Below are 20,585 nucleotides of genomic sequence, written 5' to 3' on the forward strand. Positions count from 1 at the left end.
TTCGAGTAGGCTGAAAACAATGAAGGCGGCCAATGGCCGCCTTTCTTGATAACTTGCCGTCGAGCAGGCGCATCATCTCGGCGGAATCCCTGTCACCCAATCCTGCTGCACAGAGAAGCCTGTGGATTTCAACAGCCTGCCCTGTCATTGGCAGCGGGGTCTTCGTCTTCATGGCAAAAGCTTGGAGTGCGTCCAAGTCTTTCAGCATGTTGTCGATGCGTCCGGTAGGTGTGTAGTCGCGGGCCGCGAACTTTCCCATGAACTCCTGCATGATACGGTTGTCGGCTCGCCCGCCTGCCAGTGCTTGTGGAATAATTGCCGGGTCCACACCGCCAGCTTCTGCGAGCTTAACGGCTTCTGCTACGGCCTGAAACGCCACAGCGCAGAAAAGCTGGTTGATGAGTTTGGTCGTCTGGCCCGCTCCACTTGGGCCCATCAATGTGTAGTTGGTGCTAAGATGTTGCATCACGGTATAGGCGTGATTGAAGTCTTCTTTTTCACCGCCCGCGACGATGGTCAGCTCCCCAGTCAGTGCGCGCGGTGCACCACCAGACAGTGGGCAATCAACCCATTTCATGCCCGTTTCAGAAGCGAGTTTCTCTGCCATTTTTGCAGTTTCTGACGGATCTATGGACGACATGTCGATGAGGGTTTTCCTGCGGATGCTGCTTGTGCAACGCCACCCTCTCAAACACAACGCTGCGCACGATATTGGCATGGTTGAGGCTCAGAATGACAAAGTTACTCTCTGCGGTAGCTGTAGCCGGAGATTCTGCGGCTGTTGCACCTTTCTCGACAAGCCTGGCTACCTTATCGGCGTCCAGATCAAAAACTCGCACTCTGTTGCCAGTTTCAAGCAATCGGGTGGCGATCGCCGTGCCCATGATGCCTGCACCGATGACCGCGACATTTGAAGTCTTGCTCATCAATCTTCTCCCATGATTGACGTAGAATCCATGCTCAGACGCTGGCGGTCATACCACCATCGACATGGAGCACCTGACCATTGACGAAGGACGAGGCATTGCTGCTCAGATAGACTGCAGCCCCCACCAGCTCTTCCACGTTACCCCATCGGCCTGCGGGTGTGCGCTTTTCAAGCCAGCCAGTGAACTCTGGATTGTCGACCAGTGCCTGATTGAGCGGCGTTTTGAAGTAACCGGGAGCGATAGCATTGATCTGGAGGCCATATTTGGCCCAGTCGGTGGCCATGCCGCGCGTTAGATTGCGCACAGCGCCTTTCGTTGCGGTATAGGGTGCAATGGATGGACGTGCCAATTCACTCTGAACTGAGGCAATATTGATAATCTTGCCGTGCCTACGACCGATCATATGGCGCGCCACAGCTTGGCCGACGTAAAAGACGCTGGAAACATTGGTTGCAAGCAACTGCTGCCATTTGTCGTCGGGAAAGTCTTCAAGTGGCGCACGAAACTGCATGCCTGCGTTATTGATAAGAATTTCGGTGGGGCCGATTTCGCGTTCAATCGCGTCGACACCTGCCTTCACCGCTTCAATATCAGTGACGTCAAAATAGGAGGCATGTGCCTTGTGGCCTGCATCTCTCAAATTTTTTACCGCTGTGTCGACTTTGGTTTGATCGCGACCGTTGATAACTACTTCGGCACCATGCTCGGCGAGGCCTTGAGCCAGAGCCAGGCCAATGCCCTGACTTGAGCCGGTTATCAGGGCCAGTTTGCCCGTCAGGTCGAAGAGCGGAAATGTCATTGGTTCCTCCCAGATATCGAAATGCTTTATCAGTCATTGACAGTATTGTTCTTGCATAAATGTTATCGATAACATATGCAAGTTAGATCAGGGAGGACCGCATGAAAACTGTCGTCATTCACGCCGCTAAAGACCTCAGAATTGAGGAGCGCGAACCTGAAGCTGTCAGCTCAGGTCAGGTTGAGATTGCCATTGAGGCAGGTGGGATTTGTGGTTCCGACCTCCACTATTATAACCACGGCGGTATCGGGGCCATTCGCCTGCGCGAACCGATGATACTCGGTCATGAAGTGGCGGGAACCATCACAGCTCTGGGGAATGGTGTGAGTGGTCTGGCTATTGGCGATCAGGTGGCTGTCTCGCCGAGCAGGCCTTGCAATGCTTGTCAGTATTGCCTCAAGGGCATGCAGAACCACTGCCTGAATATGCGCTTTTATGGCAGCGCCATGCCCATGCCACATATTCAGGGTGCCTTTCGTCAAAGACTGGTCGCCGAAAGCTGGCAATGCCACAAGGTCGGCGACGGTATCTCCATTCACGAGGCTGCATTTGCTGAACCTTTGGCTGTGACACTTCACGCTGTCGCACGCGCTGGATCACTGCTGAACAAGCGCGTGCTCGTGACAGGCTCTGGACCAATTGGTGCTTTGATTGTCATTGCTGCACGCGCCCATGGTGCGCGCGAGATCGTCGCGACCGACGTGATGGAGCCAGTGCTCAAAAAGGTCAGGGAAGTTGGCGCAGATCGGACCATTAATGTGGCGGAGAACCCGGAGCAGTTGACGAGCTATGCGGCAAACAAAGGCTACTTCGATGTCATGTTTGAAGCATCTGGCAATGAGCGCGCAATGCGGGCGGGATTAGAAGTGCTGAAGCCGCTTGGCATTCTGGTACAGGTCGGCCTTGGGGGCGATGTTTCCATTCCACAAAATATTGTGGTTTCAAAAGAAATCGATATGCGCGGCTCATTCCGGTTTCATGAGGAGTTTGGTCTTGCGGTCGATATGATCAACCGCAAAACCGTCGATGTGAAGCCACTTCTAAGTTCCGTCTATCCGCTTGAAGACGTTCTCTCAGCTTTTGAGATTGCCGGGGATCGCAACCAATCCATGAAGGTTCAGTTGACGTTTTAGAGACTTATTGGCGGGGAGTTCTCGCATAGCGGTTCATGCCGATATCTTTTGACGTTGCCCGGCGATGGATTTCGGCCATGGTCGAATGAAACGCGGCGTTGCGTTGTTCCAGCTTGGCATGTTCCGCGAGATGTGCCGGCACAAGTTCACGGATTTCAGCAAGGATAGTGGCCTCATTGATTGAGCGCATACGCCCCTGATGAACGACGATTTCACCAGCCACCATAACAGTCTCGATCGATGAGCCATTCTCTGAATAGACCAGATGCCGCGCAACGTCATTGAGCGGTGTAAAGCTGAGGGTGGTCAGATCGAGGATCAATAAGTCTGCTGCCTTGCCGACTTCAAGTGAGCCGGTGACGTTTTCGAGCATCGCGCTGCGCGCACCATTAATCGTGGCCATCTTGAGTATCTCGTCGGCATAGATCCATTGCTTGTAATCAGGGCCGGATACACTGTGGATCAGTCCTGCCACACGCATAACGTCGAAAATGCGAGCGGTATCGTTCGAAGAAACACCATCCGTTCCAAGTCCAATGGTCACGCCTGCATCGATAAGCTGGCGAATGGGCGCAATGCCCGCGCCAAGCTTTTGATTGGAAATCGCATTATGTGCAACTGAACATTTGGCCGCGCCCATTAGTTCTATGTCTTGCTCGCTGACCCAGACAGAATGGGCAACAGTGGTGTTGCGCGAGAGAACCCCCAAATCGTGCATATAGGCGATGAGACTCTTGCCATAGAGCTCGTGGCCAGTAACGGCCTGGGTTTTTGTTTCAAGAATATGGGTATGCAAAGGCACACCCATTTCTACTGCAAGGGCATGACAGGCCTGAAGCAACTCCGAGGTACAGCGCTGCGGTGCAGACGGTGCCAGCATAAAATTGATACGACCAGCCGCGCCATGCAGCGCAGAGAAGGCAGAACGGCAATAATCCATATAGGCGTTGGCTGACATCGGCGATCCGAAATCGAGCTGTTTCTGCAAATCGAGCGGCATTACCTCTCGGGCATAAGGCAGTGCGTCCAACGTATGGATATTCATCGCAGCGCTCGACACATTGGCCCTAATGCCAGCGTCTTCATATGCTTTGAAAACGGCTGAAAGCCGGGACAGATCATGTACAGGCGGGTCGAAAAAATCGTCGCATATCGTTGTGACGCCATTGCGCAACGACTCCATCGCTAACAGCAGGCTGCGAAGATAAAGCAGTCTTTCATCAATGACTGGCCCCATTAGCAACGGATAGGCGTAGAGCAACCAGATTTCGAGCGGCATGCCTTCATAGCGCCCGCGAAAGAATGTCTCGCTGGAATGTGTATGAGCGTTGATAAGACCAGGCATGATGAGCCGGTTCTTGCCATCAATAATAGTTGCATCGGGAGCAGACAAGAGATTCTGCCCGATAGCAGAAATCCGCCCATTCTCAATCAGGAGGTCGCCCTGAATTGGGCGACTTCCATGTTGCGCGCACATTGTCAGGACAGTCGCGTTCTTGATTATCGTCTGCTTCTGTTTCATGGTCATCGATCCGTCCTGATTGTTGCGACTACTGATCTCGTAGTTCACTAAAGCCGCTGGCGGCCTTTGTGCCACCGCGCAACTGAGTACTGACCCAGATTCCGACAACGGTGGCGATATAAGGAAGCGCAAGCAGAGATCATGGGGACACGATCGCCGAAAGCGAGCTGTGCCCTGATGCCGAGCGCGCCCACAACCGCGAAGAACGTGGCTGCCAGACTTGCACCAATCGGATGACCCGCGCCAAAATAACGGCGGCAAAACCCATAAAACCACGACCGGCAGTCATGTTCTGAGTAAAGATCTGAAGGCTACCGGCTGCAAGCTCTGCGCCTGCGAGTGCACATAGTATCCCACCAATCATCAGTGCTACGAGACGCATAACGGCTGGATTGACACCAACACTGCGCGCTGCAAATGGATGTTCGCCCGCTGCCGCCAGACGCAGACCGAAACGCGTCCTTCGCAAGACGACCCACATGGCGAATACGACAAACGGCATCATCAGGACGAGGATCGAAAGTGAGCCATATGCCCCGAAAGCCGGCCCAATGCGCGGCAGGCCAAAGGGAGCACTAACGGCTGCTTGTGTTCCGAAAATCGATTGTACAGCAAGAGCAGTGCCGCCTAGACCCAATCCGGTAAGCCCGAGACCTGCGATGATCTGATTGGCTTTGAGTTTTTCGACCACAAACCAGAAGAGGATCGATCCGACGACACATACGACAATGGCAATCAAAAGCGCAAACCAGATTGATTGTGTGAGTACAATGCCGATGATTGTCGCGCAGGCACCTGCAATCATCAGGCCTTCAAGCCCCAGATGCCAGATACCGGTTCGCTGAGCGATGACGCCTGCAAGGGTGACATAAATCAGCGGTGTGCCTGAACGCAGGATCGCGATTACGAAGTCTTCCATATCCGTCCTCCGAGTTTTGCTATCCGGTCGACGACACTGGATTTTGCGGTGATGAAAAGAGCAATGGCTGCATTGATGATGTCGATTGCCGAGGAAGGCAGGCCAGCCATAATCGGGAGATAAAGAGCGGCTGAAGCGAGACCACCGAAAAACAACGCTACGAAAGCCGTTCCGACAACGGAGAAATTGGCGACAAGTGCGATCAGGATTGCCGTAAATCCATGCCCCGGCAGGAAGCCGCCAGTCAGACGGCCATTGGGGCCCATGAATTCAATTGTACCTGCAAGACCTGCAAGGGCACCGCTCAGAAGGAAGCTGGCAAGCCCGATGCGCCATGTTCGGGCACCCTGCCATTGCACCATTGTCGGGTTGCGCCCCGCAAGTCCCGAAAGCACGCCGAAAGCGGTTCGGTTGATCAGAAACCACATAGCCAGACCAACAATAACGGCGATGGCAATGATGGTGGGCGATAGTCCGAGAGAGTCACTGATGCGGTAGACGCCTGCCAATGGGCGGCTCGATGCCTGCTGTCCTGTACCGGAGGGGTCTTTAAGAGGCCCCGCCGTGACATAGAGGAGAAACAGTCCCGCAATGAAATTACCCATAAGGGTGGTGATGACTTCATCAGCGCCGGATTTTAGTCGCAACAGTCCGGGCCAGAGAGCCCACAACGCGCCACCAGTCATGCCAGCAAGGAAACAAGCGGTTATGAGGACTGGCGCAGGCGCACCATTCAGCCATTCGGCCATGAATGCGGCTGCAATGGCACCCATATAGAATTGTCCTTGCGCACCGATATTGAAGTAGCCTGCGCGAAAGGACACAGCAACGCCAACCGCTGTGATGAACAGTGGCAGGCCCCATCGCAAAGCTTGTTGCAGCGCGCCGGGCCGCAGGAAGGCTCCCTCGGCAATAGACTGGAACATCAGCCCGGTTGAATAGCCTGCGGCCTGAAAGATGATGCCGCATAGTGCGAGGCCGATCAGAATGAAGATCAGCGCGCGAAAAACGGAAACGAGCCGGTCAATCATTGATGGACTCCTGTCATAGCGGCACCAACCGCTGCAAGGTCGTAAGGTGGTCGGAATTCGGCAACGATACGCCCGGACAACATGACGATTACGCGGTCAGAAATGTCGAAGATTTCATCGAGATCAGACGAGATGAACATCAATCCACAACCGCGCGCCCGTGCTTTGCGCATCGAATCCCAAACAAAGGAAGTCGCACCAATGTCCAGGCCACGGGTTGGCTGTGCTGCGAGTATGAGTCGCGCGTCCTGATCCATTTCGCGAGACAGAATGACCTTCTGTGCATTGCCACCGGATAGCGAGCCAGCGCGCTGTCCTACTTCTGAATAGCGCACGTCCCATTCTTTGAGAGCTGCATCGCATTGTTTACGGATGGCGGCGGGGCTGATAGTCGATAGCAGCGACTTCTGAAGAAGACTGCGTGCAGCCCAGTTTTCCCAAAGCGAACTGGTCAGGCTCAGGCCTTCTACATTACGCTCGAAAGGAATGATGCGCAGGCCTGCAGCTCTTCGTACAGCAAGAGGTGCGCTGGTCAAATTCTTACTGTCGATAGCAATGTTGCCGTCAGTCACATCAGCCATCGCTGCAATTGCGCGGACCAGCGTTCGCTGTCCATTGCCTTCAACGCCAGCCACACCGATGATCTCACCGGGGTGAATGTTGAGGCTGATCTGATTAAGTGCCGGACCTTCCGGGTCGGGGCGCGTTGAAACATTGGTCATACGCAGAATTGGGTTGAGTGTTGGCGCGCTGCCCTGAGCGTCCACATCCTCATGAGCGTGTGTAGCGATTGTTGTGCCTGTCAGTGCGGCTTTATCGTCTGCATTGAGGCTTTTTGCAGCAGCAGCACCTATAATCAGCTCGGCCAGCTTATCGGCATTGATCCCTTCACAGGGCAGTGGTCCATCAACAAGCTTTCCACCACGCAGGACTGTAACGGTATCGGCAATCGCCAGAACCTCTCTGATCTTGTGCAGAATAAGGATCACGGTAACGCCGCGTTCTTTAAGACGGCGGACGCGCTCGAAAAGCTTATCTGCACCTTCGGGTGACAGAACCGCAGTCGGCTCATCGAGGATGAGAAGTTTGGCGTCGGAGACGAGGGCGCGCGCGATTTCAACGCCTTGCTGGGTTTCCACCGGCAGGTCGCGGATACGCTGCTTGGCTTTTACTTTTACATCAAGTGCGTCGAGATGCGGTTGCCAACGCTTTTCCAGACGCGTTTTTGAGAAGAGGCCTCCACCTTCCGCACCGAACTGCATGGCCTCGGCAACGGTGAAGGATGGTGGAAGCGCAAAACTCTGATGTACAAGCTCGACGCCCGAACGACGGGCATCCCTGACATTGCCGCCCAGTAATGGGCGGCCATCAATTTTCAGTTCGCCTGATGCTGGACGAACGAGGCCAGCCAGAACTCTGGCGAAGGTCGTTTTTCCGGCGCCGTTCTGACCCACAACGGCGTGGATCTTGCCACGTTCGAAAACGGCTCCGACATCGGAGAGCGCAACGATGGAACCGTATCGCACGGTCACATCGTGGCATTCAAATATGGGGGGGCTGGCCTTGTTCATAGCAGCATGATCCAGTCGGAAATCAGAGCGTTGTGTTGAACGGAACTTTCAGTGATCCGTTAAGGATCGCTGTGCGTGCCGCTGCTATTTCCGGTTCAACTTCTTTGCCTTGGCCACAAGATCTGCTGGTCCCTGTTCGGCGAAAAGCGGCGACGGGATAAAGTCGATTACGCCGGTTCCAAGACCTGTATGCTCGTGTGTGCCGCCAGCAAAATCGTTGCCGACAGCCTTGCTGACTTCATTATAGAGCGAGTTGCCGAAGTCGAGGCCGACGATCGAAATCACGTTCTTCGGCCCTTGCGGGAACTGGGCAGGATCAAGCACACTTACGAGGCGTCCTTCGCCTTCTTTCGCTGCAGCAATAATGCCGAAATCGGTTGCTGCAGCGTCCGTCTGAATGAAGTCGATGCCGCTTGAATACATCTGCGTCGCAATTTCCTGGCCCTTTGCCGGGTCCTGGAATGAGCCTGCAAAAGCAACTGCAACTGACGCATCGGGACGCACAGACAAGGCGCCAGCCTTGAATGCATTATAATCGGCATTGATTGGTGGAATGGACACGCCGCCGATGAAGCCAAGCTTGCCGGATTTGCTTAAGCGCGCTGCAAAAAATTCCCGATAGATAGCAGCCGAGATAATAGTCATACGAAACTGTTACGACATTCGGAATCGCTGGCTCAAAAGGATCGGCGAAGAGCTGGACCCATTTCGTATTTGGATAGGAAGGGGCCAGGGCCTTGAAGGGTTCTGCAACTTCGTTGAACGTTGAAACAATTACGGAAGCGCCCGCATCGCCCAGGGTGCGGAAGATGGTTTCGTAGGTTGCCGGGTCCTGCGCATAGACAGCGCGTGACTGAAAGCCGTGTTCGTCGGCAAGTTGCTTGAGCTTGGCGATCATGGAGTCCACAGCACTCGCATCACCTGCAGCCTGCGTATGCACAAGCGCGACGAGACCGCCTGCGGCATAGGACGCTGCGGTCAGCAGGCCATTGGTCATGCTGAAAGCGGCCAGGCCGGCCGTCGTCTTCAGAAAGCTTCTGCGGTCGACGGAACGGCGCAGCAGATTGATTTGATTTGAATCTTTGTTCGTCATGTTCCCATTTCCTTGCTCTGGAAGTTCGGTATCCGAATTTTTATTGGGGCGGCTCATGCGCCGCCCTTGGACTTACGGATGCACTGTTGCATCCGGCTGCTTTATGCGCCCGGCGAAAATGATGCCGGGTTCATAATCATCACGTCCTGAGTCTGGATTGCATCGAGCGCCCAGACACCGGAGATAAATGTTTGCCATTCGGGATCAGCATACATGGCGGTACGCCGCGCTTCGCGATCTGCGAGACTGTCATAGCGCCACATCAGAACAGTCCGGTGCAGATGCCCGATTTCACTGACATAGAGCCCTAGAAACGTATTGAGGAGCCGTTTCTGGATCGGCAGACCTTCGGTTTCATATTTCTTGAGCCAGCCGTCGACCGTGCCGGGCTTGAAGGTATAAGTGCGATGCTCGACGATCATTAAGAGGCCTCCTTGAGAATGAATTCAGCGGCGCGCTCCCCGATCATGATCGCCGGAGCATTTGTGTTGCCGCTGGAAATGATTGGCATGATTGAAGCGTCCGCAACGCGCAGGCCTTGAATGCCGTGAACTTTCAGCTGAGCGTCGACAACAGCCATCGGATCGTTGCCCATCTTGCATGTGCCAACCGGATGGAAGGTCGTCATTGCGTTGGCGCGCAGCCATTTGGTCAGTTCTGCATCAGTTTCGACCGCTGGGCCGGGCGCAAGTTCCTTGCCACGATATTTGTCGAAAGCTTTCTGCTTGATGACATCCCGCGTCATGCGGATGGCGTTGATCATGGTGCGAATGTCAAACTCGGTTTGCAGATAGTTGGCTTTGATGCGGGGGCGGTCCATCGGATCGCTTGAACGCAATTTGATTTCGCCACGGCTTTCCGGATTGACCGGACCAACACGTAGAGAGAAACCATGATTGGCTTCCACACGTTCTTTCTTGAACGGATTAGGAAAATGCAGGTTGGCAGTCTTTTCAAGCGCAGGCATGAAATGCAGCTGGATATCGGGTGCCGCAAGATCGGCGCGCGACTTGACAAAAGCCCCGGCCTCATAAGGGAAGGTCGTGGTGATACCTTCCCCAAACAACATGCCCTGAATAACAGACAATGTGAGTTTGTCGGCGCGCAGATCGGAATAGAGCGTGACCGGTTCGCGGCATTCATAGGCCATGACGCAATCAACGTGGTCCTGAAGGTTCTTGCCCACACCGGGCAGGTCCTGCACGACCTCGATGTTGTGTTCGGCGAGTTCGTCGGCAGCGCCAATGCCAGAAAGCATGAGGATTTGCGGGGGAGTTGACCACGCCTGCCGACAGGATCACTTCACGATCAGCGTGGACTTTGGTGACATTGCCTTTTCGGCTGTACTCGACGCCGACGGCGCGACCATTTTCGATCAACACGCGTCTTGTATGGGCGCGGGTGATGATCGTCAGGTTAGGCCGCTTTTTTTTGCCGGACGCAGGAAAGCATAGGCTGCAGAGCAGCGCTTGCCTTTAGTGATGGTAAAGTCATACCGGCCGAAGCCTTCCTGTTCTCCACCGTTGAAATCGTCGTTCAATGGATAACCGGCTTGTTCACCAGCTTCGTTGAAAACGTCGAGCAAACCATTCCAGCCGCGTGCACGGCAGACGGTCAATTCGCCTTTAGTGCTGTGAAAGTCATCCTTGCGCTGCACATGGGTTTCAGAACGCAGGAATGCTGGGAGCACCTCATCATACGACCAGCCTGTTGCACCCATTTGCGCCCAGCGATCATAGTCGTGACGGTTTCCGCGTACATAGATCATGCCGTTAATGGTGGAGGTGCCGCCAAGCACTTTTCCACGCGGCCAGTAAAGCGAGCGATCATTGAGATGGGGTTCAGGCTCTGTGTGATAGTGCCAGTTGTAGATGCCCGAATGAAACAGCTTGCCCATCAACATGGGGAGCCGGAACAACGGGTTGAGGTCCTGTCCTCCAGCCTCCAGCAAAAGCACCTTGTTGGCCGGATCGGCGGAAAGGCGATTGGCGAGAACACAGCCAGCCGAACCGGCACCGATGATGATGTAATCGAATGTCTTCGTTGCGGCCATGTTACCAAGCGATGGGCTGAGCACCCATCTCCTCCAGAAAATCGTTGCAAAGAATGAATGGATTAGGGCGGGAGAGCACTTCGTCAGCGCGCGCCGGATGATCGCGCAGAACGCAGCGCAGATTTCCGCCAACGGTTTCGTCAATGCCTGCCAGTGCGAGGGCCTGCGCAGCCGCGTCGCCAAACCCCAGAAACACCAGCGGCTTTCCACGCGCTGCAAGAGTACGCAGTGTTTCTATGATCAAAGGCTGCCAGAGAACGAGATGCCCCTGTGATTGATGAGGGTCAATATCGACCTTGAAGCGCGTAAGTGTGAGTGAAGCATTGAGGAGCAGGGCACCTTCAGAAATCCATCGGTCGGCAATTTTGGAAGGGTGTTCCAGCTCGACCGCACTGCTTTCAATTGCGGTCAAAGTCTTTGGCCAATCGTCAAAACTCCGCGCATAAGACATGTCGCCTGTACGCGCTGCAACGATTTGCTGTGTGTAAGCGCGAATGCTTTTGGAGAACATTTTGTTGAGTTCGTTCCAACCCGCAAGGTTTCCTGCTTCAAAAGCGCGTCCGGTTGCAAAGCCCGGCTCGGGATAGGGATCCTGACCAAGAACAACGCAAGTCACGTCGTCTGGAGAAATTCCGTCGAAAGCGCGTAAGCAATGGGTTCCAGCAGGCATTCCCGGAAAATGTTTTCCACGACGAACGGGAAAAATCGGTTCCCAGACTTCGAGTTCCAGTTCGGAAGCGATTCCATCAAAATCGAGAGCAACATGTCCGAGCAGAGCGCGCCATGGTTCAGGCAGATCGGTGGACCAATCTGACAGAAACTCCTCCATTGCAACCCGTAGCAGCATAGCCATTCGCACCCTCCCCAAGGTGGCGGTCATCAGGTCATTTTCAGGAACCTGACCATTTTGTCAGCTTTTTATGAAAAGAAGTTGACCATATTGTCAACTTCTTTTTTATTAGTGCTTCGATTCCAAAGGTCTCATACAGTTGTATTGATAGGCCTGTGGATGATTGCGCATTACTGACCGGGGCGGTAAGCCCGGGAAAAAATATTTAAAAATAATGGGATAACCAATGGTAGAGCAAAGCAGATCGGTTGAAGTGGAGCCTGCAAATCAGGTGGCTTCTGATGAGCCGATCCGAGCGCGAAACGTTCTCAAGATACTCACAGCCGCTGTTGAGATTTTTTCTCGCAAGGGTCTTGATGGCGCGCGTATCGTTGAAATTGCGAAGGCTTCAGGACTGCCGAAGGGCAACGTCTATTATTATTTCTCGTCCAAAGAAGAGATTTACAACGCAGCGATCGACCAGCTGATTCACAGCTGGGATGATGCGTTCAGGCATATATCAGCTGACCGTGAGCCGGCGGAGGCGATTGAAGCCTATGTTCGTGCAAAGCTTAATCATGCATGGGAAAATGCAGCCGAAACGCGCCTTTTTGCCAATGAGATTTTGCAGGGTGCGGAGCATCTATCTATGGATGCACGCGAACATATGCGGCGCGTTACGTCAGAAAAAGCGGGTGTGATCGATGCGTGGGCGGCTCAAGGCAAAATTGTGCCTGTGGATGCTCGGCATTTGTTCATTCTGCTTTGGTCGGCAACACAATTTTATGTCGAGTTTGAAGCTCTGGCTTGCGATGCGCTTGATGTCAGTGAGCTGAAAGAAGCCGACTATGCGAATGCAGCAAAAACAATAGCCGGGACGATCCTGCGTGGGCTCTTAGTGGCGTAGAGTGTACTTGGCGCTGATATCGACTGCGCCAAGTGGTTGCATTTTCATCGGTGGATTTAATGCTTTTGCTGGCTGAGTGTATCGCGTAGTTTCAGCATATCTGCACAAACTTCTTCCAGATCGGCCACATCAAAACCATTCGCGTAGCGGAAGCCATGTCGTGTAAGGGCGGCTTTCAGAGCGCCCGTATATTCTGCACGACCATCCTTGATGATTAGCCCTTTCTCCTCTTCAAAGGATGAGTTCCAGTCAATTGCTTCCTGTTGGCTGACACTTTCCGGCAGGTTCAGCTGCAAGATTCTGTTTTCCAGTTTAACTGGGTAGCCACCCGGTAAACCATTTGGTCCCGGGACATGACCTGTCCATGACTTATTGGCCGCATAAGCAGCGATCAGGGTGACACCGCTTGCACCGGAAATTTCGATCGCCGGTTCTGTAGTTAGTTTCACGGCTTCAAATTCCTTGAAGATGTCAGCGATTTCCTTGCCGTCGATGAACACACGGCAAGGGCGGGTGCCGACGCGTTCAGAAGCGTGTTTGCGCCATGCAGCAAGGTTCTGATAATGTGCGATGACCTGAACGCGCTTCTGATCGGTGATGCCTTTTGCTCCAGCGAAAACGTTGGAGAGAATGGCAACATTGCCCGTGCCGCTCAGAACTTTATAGCCCATCGCAGTGATCATGCCGTTCACAACGTCTGGAAAGCCACAATTGATGAGTGCCGTTGCTGGCGAAAATGTGCTTATTGATCGCGCCATTCTGCTTGAGATGAGTGCTTGAAACACCGCAGTAGCGGAAAGGCCACCTTCAGCTACGAGGGCCGTCCACTGATTGCCTGTATCCGAAATGACGCTGGAAGTTTGTATCGATGCGCCCTGCACAGCGATGGTTGGTTTTGTGTCTGCAATCAGCTGATCAGTTGCGCCTTCCTTCACCAGATCGATTTCATAGGTGTCGAAGGTGATCGGCTTGCTGAACATGGATGCGCGTGCGTTGCATGCCGTTTTCAGCCAGCTGAGACGATCACGATTGCGGCCAGCAATCACCACATGCAGCGCCTCTTCAGATGTTGCGGCAAGGTCAAGCGCGATGCGTCCGGAAAAGGCCCCGGTACCGGAAATAAGAATGTCAGTCTTCGCTTTTTTTTCGACTGAAGTCATGGGCTTGTTCCTCCTTCTTATTGATTGAGCCGGTCCCAACAACCATCAGTGGCTTTGGGTAGCTTGTGTTTCATGATGCGCTGGCTTGGCGTGCGTTCAAATGCATCGACGAAAGCGATGTAACGCGGCAGCTGATAGTGAGTGAGGCGGCTTTTCAGCCAGTCGCTCAGGACGCTGGCATCGGGTACGGTGCCAATTTTGGGTTGCACGAAAAGCTTGATGTCTTGCTCGCCAATCTCGGCGGCAACTCCGATCATTGCGCAATCTTCCACATCAGGATGGTCTGCGGCGACATGCTCAACTTCCCAGGCAGAAACATTTTCGCCCTTGCAGCGCACGCTGTCCGTCATGCGACCGTGAAAGAAGAGGTTGCCGTCTTCGTCCCGAGACCCCAGATCGCCTGTGAAGAAACCGTCGGCGCGCAAAGCCTTGGCCGTGGCTTCCGGGTTGCGATAGTAGCCGGGGAAAATAGCACCTTCGATTGAGGTGGTTACGACGATTTCACCTTTCCCCTCTGTAACGGGAGCACCATGTTCATCGACGAGTTTGACGGTGAACCATGGAACCGTTCGCCCCACTGAGCCAACAATGCCGCTATCATTGAAGGTGGTGAGACTGGAGGCTTCGGTCATGCCGTAGCATTCGCGAATTTGAATGCCGAAACGCTCTTCAAAAGCCCGCCAGACTTCCGTTGCACATCCGCCTCCCCATGCAATGCGCACATTGTGATCATGATCTTTTTCCGACGGTGGTTGCTTCAAGAGAATCTGAATGATGCCGCCGAGATGGTGGATATGGGTTGAGCCCGCCTGTCGCAGTTCATCCCAGAAACGGCTGGCACTGAATCGGTCAGAGATGGTGAGGGTGACGTTGCGTACAAGAGGCAGGAGCAAGACTTGAGCACCGCCAATGTGGAAGAATGGCTCCCACATATAAAAGTCGTCGTGGTCTTTGGCGTCCGAGCAAACTGCGACTGCTTCTGCTGCGAGACGTAGCATCCGGTGCGTCACCAGAACGCCTTTTGCTGGGCCGGTAGTACCGGATGTATACATGATTGCGGCAATATCATCAGCAGTGGGGAGCGCTGCTTCAAACTGCACACCTGCTTCATATGCTGGCATTGCCGGGTTGTCGATTTCGAGAATGGCGGGCAATTGTGCTGCGCCGCAATCGGCAATGACCGAGCAATATTCGCTGTCAGCAACAATCAGTGCCGGTTGGCTATGGCTTATTATATAGTCCAGCCCTGAGCCTTTGAGTGCGGTGTTAACAGGAATCCATGTCGCGCCGGAACGCGTAACGGCGTAAATGACTGCCAGCGCTGCCGGGCTGTTGCGCATCATGACTGCAACGCGATCTTTGGGCCTATGCCGTTTTCGCGCAGCTTTGGCGATTATTGCAGATGCGTTTTCCAGCCTTGCAAGGCTGATATCGCCTGTGGGGTGCCGGGCAAACAGGTTATCAGGTGTGTTTGCAGCCTTTTCCAGTAATAGATCGATGAATGTATGGGAGGTCGGCATGGTCTTTAAACCTGTAAATTTGGATTAGCCTGTCTCACATTGCTGGCCTGTCAATCAGGCCAGCAATCGGGAGGAAATGGTGAGTGTTTGGTTGGAAGCTTGCCGGGATCAGCTCCGCTTCAGTTTGTCTGCCAGAAGCAAGACAACTGTGACGATGGTCAGAACCACAACGGAAACGGCAGCCAGTGTCGGATTAAGCTGCAGGATCATATCGTCCCACATCTGTTTCGGCAGCGTTGATTTCAGTCCACCACTTACGAAGATCGCAATGGTCAGTTCGTCAAAGGATGTGACGAAGGCGAACAGAAATGCAGAGACGATGCCGCCGCTGATCAGTGGGACGGTGATAAGCCGCAATGTCTGGAAACGACCGGCACCCAAAGACAAAGCCGCCTGATCGAGCCGCCAGTCATAACTCTTCAATACTGCTGCAATCGCAACGAAAGTGAAGGGAATTGACAGAACCGTGTGGCCAATCACCAGACCTGTGTTGGTTGCGACTAGGCCAATCTGTGCAAACAGATAGAACAGGCCCACGGCGATCACGATGCGCGGAACGATCATCGGTGCCAGCATGAAAGCGAAGATCAGTCCACTCCAGCGTGAGCGGGAACGTGCAACCGCAAGCGCTGCAAATCCACCGATAAGCGTTGCGAGAATGGCTGTAACGAAGGCGACGCCGAATGATCGTACAGTGGCGGACGTCCAGATTGGAGAGTTGAAATAGGTCTCAAACCAGCGAAGGCTGTAGCCCGGAGGTGGAAACTCCAGGAAGTTGGAACTGGTGAATGCAATTGGTATCACAAGCAATGTAGGTGCAATGAGAAACACCAACACTGCTGTTACATAGGCCGGAAGAACACGCAGGCGCGATGGCAGATGATCGCTGAAAATTGCTGTTACGCTTGCAAGCTTTTCGAGAAACACGAGGCCCCAACGGCGCAGGATACTGTCTGAAGTCGCATCACGGGTGCCCGCACCCGATGAGAGTGAAGACAGGCCGAAGAGGTGATTGTAAATCCAGCAGGCAAGCATGGCCGTAACCAGCAGCATGGTGGCAAGCACTCCAGCAAAGGCCCAATTTACCAGTTCCTGCACCTGCACGATGATTAGTTGAGCCAACATTGTTTGCTGACGTCCGCCGAGGAAAGCCGGAACAATAAAGAAGCCGAGCGAGGTGATGAAGGTGAGCAATCCACCCGCAGCCATTCCGGGAATGGACAGAGGGAAATAGACCATCCAGAACCGGTGCGAGTTTCCGGCACCAAGAGTGCCAGCCGCCTGACCGAGCCTGCGGTCGATGCCTGCCATAACTGGCATCATAGTGAGCACAGCCAGCGGCATCATCGCATGGACCATGCCCACGATTACGCCGAACTCATTATACATCAATGGCAATGGCCCGTTGATCAGCCCGGCACCGCTCAACAGCCGGTTCAAAATGCCATCATTGCCCAGCAGCAGCATCCAGGAAAACGTCTTGACGAGATAGCTGGTCCAGAAGGGAACGAGCACCAGCAGAAGCATCTGGTTTCGACGGTTTTCCTTCAGACCCGAGAGCCAATAGGCGAGCGGATATCCCAACAGCAGAGAAAACAGGGCTGTCAGCGCGGCAATGCGAAATGTGATGCTGAGAATGCGCCAATACACTTCCGTGTCAATCAGGCGTGCATAGTGAACAGTTGTCAGGGTTCCACTGGTGTCCTGAACGCTCAGTGCGAGAAGACGGAACACCGGCACGAGAAAGAAGATGCACAGAAAAGCGATTGCCGGAAGTGCCAGCCACAAAGGTCCGAATTTGAATGGGCCTGATTTCATAAAGGCCGGCAGGCGAGACGTGTTTGTTGCTGTATTCATGCCACCAACACCGCTTGCTGATTGTGCCAGTGATAGGTGATCGGATCACCCGCAGATGGCATCGTGCTTACACCATCATGAAGGACGATGATTGTCTCGCCGTCCTTCAGCGTGACAAGAAGGCGCGTATCGGAACCAACATAGATGACTTCGGAAACAATTCCGGTGATGTTGCTGACATCCGTGCTGTCGCTCCGGCCCTGTTTCATCTGCTCAGGGCGCAGAACAATGTGCGCATCGCTGCCTACTGGAAGCTTGTGCTTGTTGTGAACGGGGAACTGACCATGTTGAGTATCAACAAGGGCGTGATCGCCGGAGACTCCAGTGATTTTACCACCAAGAATATTGGACATGCCGATAAACTTTGCCGCAAACACGGTGGACGGTTCACTATAAATCTGGCGGGGTGTGCCTAGCTGTTCGATCTTGGCATGGTTCATCAGGCAGATGCGGTCGGACAGAACCAGCGCTTCTTCCTGATCATGCGTTACATAGATGACCGTTGTGCCAAACTCGCGATGCAGACGCTTGATTTCAAACTGCATATGTTCGCGCAGATTTTTGTCCAATGCGCCAAGCGGTTCATCCATCAGAATAATCTGCGGGCGGTAAACGAAGCATCGGGCGAGAGCCACGCGCTGCTGCTGCCCACCAGAAAGCTCGCGCGGAAAGCGCGAGGCGAATTTTTCGAGCTGCACTTTAGCGAGTGTTTCCGAAACGCGCGCACTTACTTCTTTCGATTCCGTGCCGCGCATTTTCAGCGGAAAGGCGATATTCTCGCTGACCGTCATATGCGGGAACAGAGCATAATGCTGAAACACCAAACCCATGTCGCGCTTGTTCACAGCTGTACGGGTATAGTTTTTCCCATCAACCCACAGTTCGCCATGGGTCGGCTCGACCAAACCGGAAATCATCTGCAAAAGCGTCGTTTTTCCTGAACCGGAAGGACCAAGAAGGGTGACGAATTCGCCGGTATTGACGGTCAGGTTGCTGGGCTCAAGAGCTGTGACGCTGCCATACTCTTTGCCAAGTCCCTGAATCAGCATCTTCGGGTTTTCTTGTGGCGTTTCTGCATTCATGTGGGAACCCTGATACGCTGATAGCAGCGCAAATTAGTGTAATGGTCGTCGGGGAGGATGCAGACAAACACTTTGCGGGCTGCTTCCAAATGTGGCGTGAAAGCAGCGCATTGTGTTTGTCTGGAAGCTTGTGCAGGTGTTCTTAGAACAGTAGCCAGCTATTGAACCGCTCAGTCATTTCGGCGCGGTTCGCACTCCACCAGTCTTCATCTGCAAGGCGCATTTTGCTGATGTTTTGTGGGGCGGTCGGCAGAATTTTCGCCCGCTCAGCCGGGATGAAGTCATAAGCTTTCTTATTCGTCGGACCGTAGGCGAGTTCTTCAGTAAACAGGGCCTGCTGTTCTGCGCGGGAACAGAACTTGATGAACTCGCGTGCCTGATCGGCGCGCGGATTGCCTTTGGAATGGCCCATCCTTCGATCGAGTAAAGCCCTGATCCCAGTGAATTTCTGCTGGTACATTGCCATCGATCGCCGATTGCAGACGGGCATTCCATCCGCTGATCATCGAAACTTCACCGCTTTGCAATAGCTGTGTCGATTGCGCGCCGCCTGTCCACCAGACTGAGATATGATCCTTGATCTTGTCGAGACTGGCAAAAGCGCGGTCCACGTCCAGCGGATAAAGCTCTGCGAGCGGAACGCCATCAGCAAGCAATGCTTGCTCCAGTGTATCGATTGGGTTTTTGCGCAAGGAACGGCGGCCAGGGAATTTTTCGACATTCCAGTAGTCGGTCCAGCTTTGCGGAATATTGTCTTTCAACAGGTCCGTGCGGGTTGCAAAGATGTGGCAATAAATCGTTATGCCGAGGAAGTCGTCAAAGACGGCTTCCGGCATGATATCCGGCACCTGTTCTTTGGTGATGCCTGTCGGTTCCAGCAGCCCTGACTCGGAGAGGATCTTACGTGCTGAAAGTGTCAGCGTGCTCAAATCCCAAATGTAGCTCTGCGTTTCAACGATGGACTTGAACTGTGCTGTTGGCTCTGCTTCGCGAGCGACATTGACAATCTTGATGCCGGTATCTTTTTCAAACGGATCGTAAAACGCCTTGCGGAAAGCGCTGTTAAACGGGCCACCTGGATCAGCCAGTGTCAGCGTTGTCTGAGCATAAGCAGGGCGTAGAATAGCGGGCGTTGCAAGTGCTGCTGTCGCGCCTGCAAGCAAGCTGCGGCGGGTCAGCGTAAATGGCGATTTCATAGTCATGATGCTCCCTTTATTATTCTTTCAAAACAGGTTTGGTGTTTTGAGTAGGTTCCCCTGCCTAAGCAGTTTTGATGATGATCGGTGTGCCGATCTTATGTGTGGGATAGGGTTTTTCCCCATCCCGCGATGCTTACTCACATTGTGAATTAGGACGCCTTGCGGGCCTGACGGGCCGCAAAAAATGCTTCCATCATGCGGGCAGGTTCGCCTGTTGCGTAAGCTTCACGCTGAATGCGAACGCCAGCTGAAAGCGCATCCTGCAAGCCCGGTTCAGTCATTTCATAGAAACGCTGGCGGTTAAGGCGCATTGCTACCGGCGGTTTGGCTGCAAGTTCCTCGCCCAAAGCCTGTGCCGCAGCATGGACCTGATCCTGCGGGACGATGGTGTTGATGAGGCCGATATGATGCGCCTCGTCTGAATCAAGCAGGCGTCCGGTGAGAACCAGATCGACCGTGCGGGCAAAGCCGATCATTTCACGCATGATCCACGAGCCAGTGGTCGTTGGAATACCGGAATTGATTTCCGGCTGTCCGATCCGAACACCTGCATGAGCAATGCGGATATCGCAAAGAAGAGCGACCTGAAATGCCGAACCTGCCGCAACACCATTGAGTGCTGCGATGATCGGCTTGGATAGGGTTCTGATCCGTGTGTAGAGCTTTTCCCACTCGCCGATCCAGACTTCGGCACGATCAGCATCGAATGTCTTGGTTTCGTTCAGATCCTGGCCAGCACCGAAAGCGCGGTCTCCAGCCCCGGTCAGAATTACGGCTTTCACCGCCGTATTTTCTTCTGCAGCCTGAAAAGCTTCGATCAGCTGATTACGCATCGCAGCGTTCCACGCATTCATCACTTCTGGTCGGTTCAACGTGATCGTCATAACCGAATTTTTTAGTGAGGTGAGGATGAACTCAGACATCTATGTGTTCCCATCGACTATTGTAATGCAATAATTGTTATTGTATTTTGAATTTTGT

The 20,585-nt window shown here is 53.7% G+C and carries 20 protein-coding genes and 1 pseudogene; 2 read left to right on the plus strand and 19 right to left on the minus strand.

The features are described 5' to 3' along the window. Window positions 1-55: 55 nt before the first annotated feature. Both C9380_RS12420 and C9380_RS12425 read right to left on the minus strand, forming a co-directional pair. Window positions 56-926 (minus strand): annotated as a pseudogene (locus C9380_RS12420) (NAD(P)-dependent oxidoreductase); the annotation flags it as partial. 34 nt (window positions 927-960) lie between these two features. Next, window positions 961-1,728 carry an SDR family oxidoreductase gene (locus C9380_RS12425; RefSeq protein WP_128093668.1) on the minus strand — a complete coding sequence of 256 codons (768 nt, stop codon included), beginning with the start codon at window positions 1,726-1,728 and terminating at the stop codon, window positions 961-963. 101 nt (window positions 1,729-1,829) lie between these two features. Here C9380_RS12425 and C9380_RS12430 point away from each other — a divergent pair, with 101 nt between their 5' ends. Then, entirely contained in the window at window positions 1,830-2,861 is a 1,032-nt protein-coding gene (locus C9380_RS12430; RefSeq protein ID WP_100556738.1) for an L-idonate 5-dehydrogenase, read from the plus strand. A 4-nt stretch (window positions 2,862-2,865) separates the two neighbouring features. On the opposite strand, the gene C9380_RS12435 is transcribed toward C9380_RS12430, so the two are convergent. From C9380_RS12435 to C9380_RS12470, 11 genes are all read right to left on the minus strand, one after another. Continuing rightward, window positions 2,866-4,389, minus strand: coding sequence for an amidohydrolase family protein (locus C9380_RS12435; protein ID WP_128093669.1), 1,524 nt, complete (start codon window positions 4,387-4,389; stop codon window positions 2,866-2,868). A gap of 133 nt (window positions 4,390-4,522) precedes the next feature. Next, window positions 4,523-5,302: an ABC transporter permease gene (locus tag C9380_RS12440; RefSeq protein WP_252869766.1), complete on the minus strand. Its 780-nt coding sequence runs from the start codon at window positions 5,300-5,302 to the stop codon at window positions 4,523-4,525. After that, the gene (locus tag C9380_RS12445; protein WP_105706103.1) at window positions 5,287-6,333 is read right to left on the minus strand and encodes an ABC transporter permease; all 1,047 of its coding nucleotides are present in this window, start codon (window positions 6,331-6,333) and stop codon (window positions 5,287-5,289) included. Before C9380_RS12445 ends, C9380_RS12440 begins: the two co-directional genes overlap by 16 nt. Next, window positions 6,330-7,904: an ABC transporter ATP-binding protein gene (locus C9380_RS12450; RefSeq protein WP_105706105.1), complete on the minus strand. Its 1,575-nt coding sequence runs from the start codon at window positions 7,902-7,904 to the stop codon at window positions 6,330-6,332. Before C9380_RS12450 ends, C9380_RS12445 begins: the two co-directional genes overlap by 4 nt. A gap of 84 nt (window positions 7,905-7,988) precedes the next feature. After that, window positions 7,989-8,465, minus strand: coding sequence for a BMP family ABC transporter substrate-binding protein (locus C9380_RS27450; protein ID WP_252869767.1), 477 nt, complete (start codon window positions 8,463-8,465; stop codon window positions 7,989-7,991). Then, a complete protein-coding gene (locus tag C9380_RS27455) occupies window positions 8,434-9,054 on the minus strand; it encodes a BMP family ABC transporter substrate-binding protein (RefSeq protein WP_252869768.1) in 621 nt (206 codons plus the stop codon). The genes C9380_RS27450 and C9380_RS27455 overlap by 32 nt, the downstream gene beginning before the upstream one ends. Before the next feature lie 44 nt (window positions 9,055-9,098). Continuing rightward, window positions 9,099-9,419, minus strand: coding sequence for an NIPSNAP family protein (locus C9380_RS12460; RefSeq protein ID WP_128093670.1), 321 nt, complete (start codon window positions 9,417-9,419; stop codon window positions 9,099-9,101). Further along, entirely contained in the window at window positions 9,419-10,255 is an 837-nt protein-coding gene (locus C9380_RS27460; protein ID WP_252869769.1) for a GMC oxidoreductase, read from the minus strand. Before C9380_RS27460 ends, C9380_RS12460 begins: the two co-directional genes overlap by 1 nt. After that, window positions 10,155-10,379, minus strand: a complete 225-nt coding sequence (locus C9380_RS27465) for a GMC family oxidoreductase N-terminal domain-containing protein (RefSeq protein WP_252869770.1) — start codon at window positions 10,377-10,379, stop codon at window positions 10,155-10,157. Before C9380_RS27465 ends, C9380_RS27460 begins: the two co-directional genes overlap by 101 nt. Window positions 10,380-10,408: 29 nt before the next feature. Next, window positions 10,409-11,074, minus strand: a complete 666-nt coding sequence (locus C9380_RS27470; protein WP_252869771.1) for a GMC family oxidoreductase — start codon at window positions 11,072-11,074, stop codon at window positions 10,409-10,411. Then, a complete protein-coding gene (locus C9380_RS12470) occupies window positions 11,052-11,903 on the minus strand; it encodes a uracil-DNA glycosylase family protein (protein ID WP_247877650.1) in 852 nt (283 codons plus the stop codon). Before C9380_RS12470 ends, C9380_RS27470 begins: the two co-directional genes overlap by 23 nt. A gap of 223 nt (window positions 11,904-12,126) precedes the next feature. On the opposite strand from C9380_RS12470, the gene C9380_RS12475 reads away from it, so the two are divergent. Continuing rightward, window positions 12,127-12,786 (plus strand): TetR/AcrR family transcriptional regulator, encoded by a 660-nt coding sequence (locus C9380_RS12475; RefSeq protein WP_051514772.1) that lies wholly within the window; start codon window positions 12,127-12,129, stop codon window positions 12,784-12,786. 56 nt (window positions 12,787-12,842) lie between these two features. On the opposite strand, the gene C9380_RS12480 is transcribed toward C9380_RS12475, so the two are convergent. The 6 genes from C9380_RS12480 to C9380_RS12505 all read right to left on the minus strand — a co-directional run bounded on the left by C9380_RS12480 (window position 12,843) and on the right by C9380_RS12505 (window position 20,527). Continuing rightward, on the minus strand, window positions 12,843-13,946 hold the full coding sequence (locus C9380_RS12480; RefSeq protein WP_128093671.1) for a hypothetical protein: 1,104 nt from the start codon (window positions 13,944-13,946) through the stop codon (window positions 12,843-12,845). Window positions 13,947-13,963: 17 nt separating this feature from the next. Next, entirely contained in the window at window positions 13,964-15,466 is a 1,503-nt protein-coding gene (locus tag C9380_RS12485) for an AMP-binding protein (protein WP_128093672.1), read from the minus strand. A gap of 108 nt (window positions 15,467-15,574) precedes the next feature. After that, window positions 15,575-17,323, minus strand: a complete 1,749-nt coding sequence (locus C9380_RS12490; RefSeq protein ID WP_024897997.1) for an ABC transporter permease subunit — start codon at window positions 17,321-17,323, stop codon at window positions 15,575-15,577. Next, complete coding sequence (locus C9380_RS12495) at window positions 17,320-18,405, minus strand: ABC transporter ATP-binding protein (protein WP_128093673.1); 1,086 nt, start codon at window positions 18,403-18,405, stop codon at window positions 17,320-17,322. The genes C9380_RS12490 and C9380_RS12495 overlap by 4 nt, the downstream gene beginning before the upstream one ends. Window positions 18,406-18,725: 320 nt before the next feature. Further along, window positions 18,726-19,607, minus strand: coding sequence for an extracellular solute-binding protein (locus C9380_RS12500; protein ID WP_252869772.1), 882 nt, complete (start codon window positions 19,605-19,607; stop codon window positions 18,726-18,728). Between the two features lie 146 nt (window positions 19,608-19,753). Beyond that, a complete protein-coding gene (locus C9380_RS12505) occupies window positions 19,754-20,527 on the minus strand; it encodes an enoyl-CoA hydratase/isomerase family protein (protein WP_024897994.1) in 774 nt (257 codons plus the stop codon). Window positions 20,528-20,585: the final 58 nt, after the last annotated feature.

This window comes from Brucella pituitosa, from assembly GCF_003049685.1.
In the GTDB taxonomy this organism is placed as follows: domain Bacteria; phylum Pseudomonadota; class Alphaproteobacteria; order Rhizobiales; family Rhizobiaceae; genus Brucella; species Brucella pituitosa.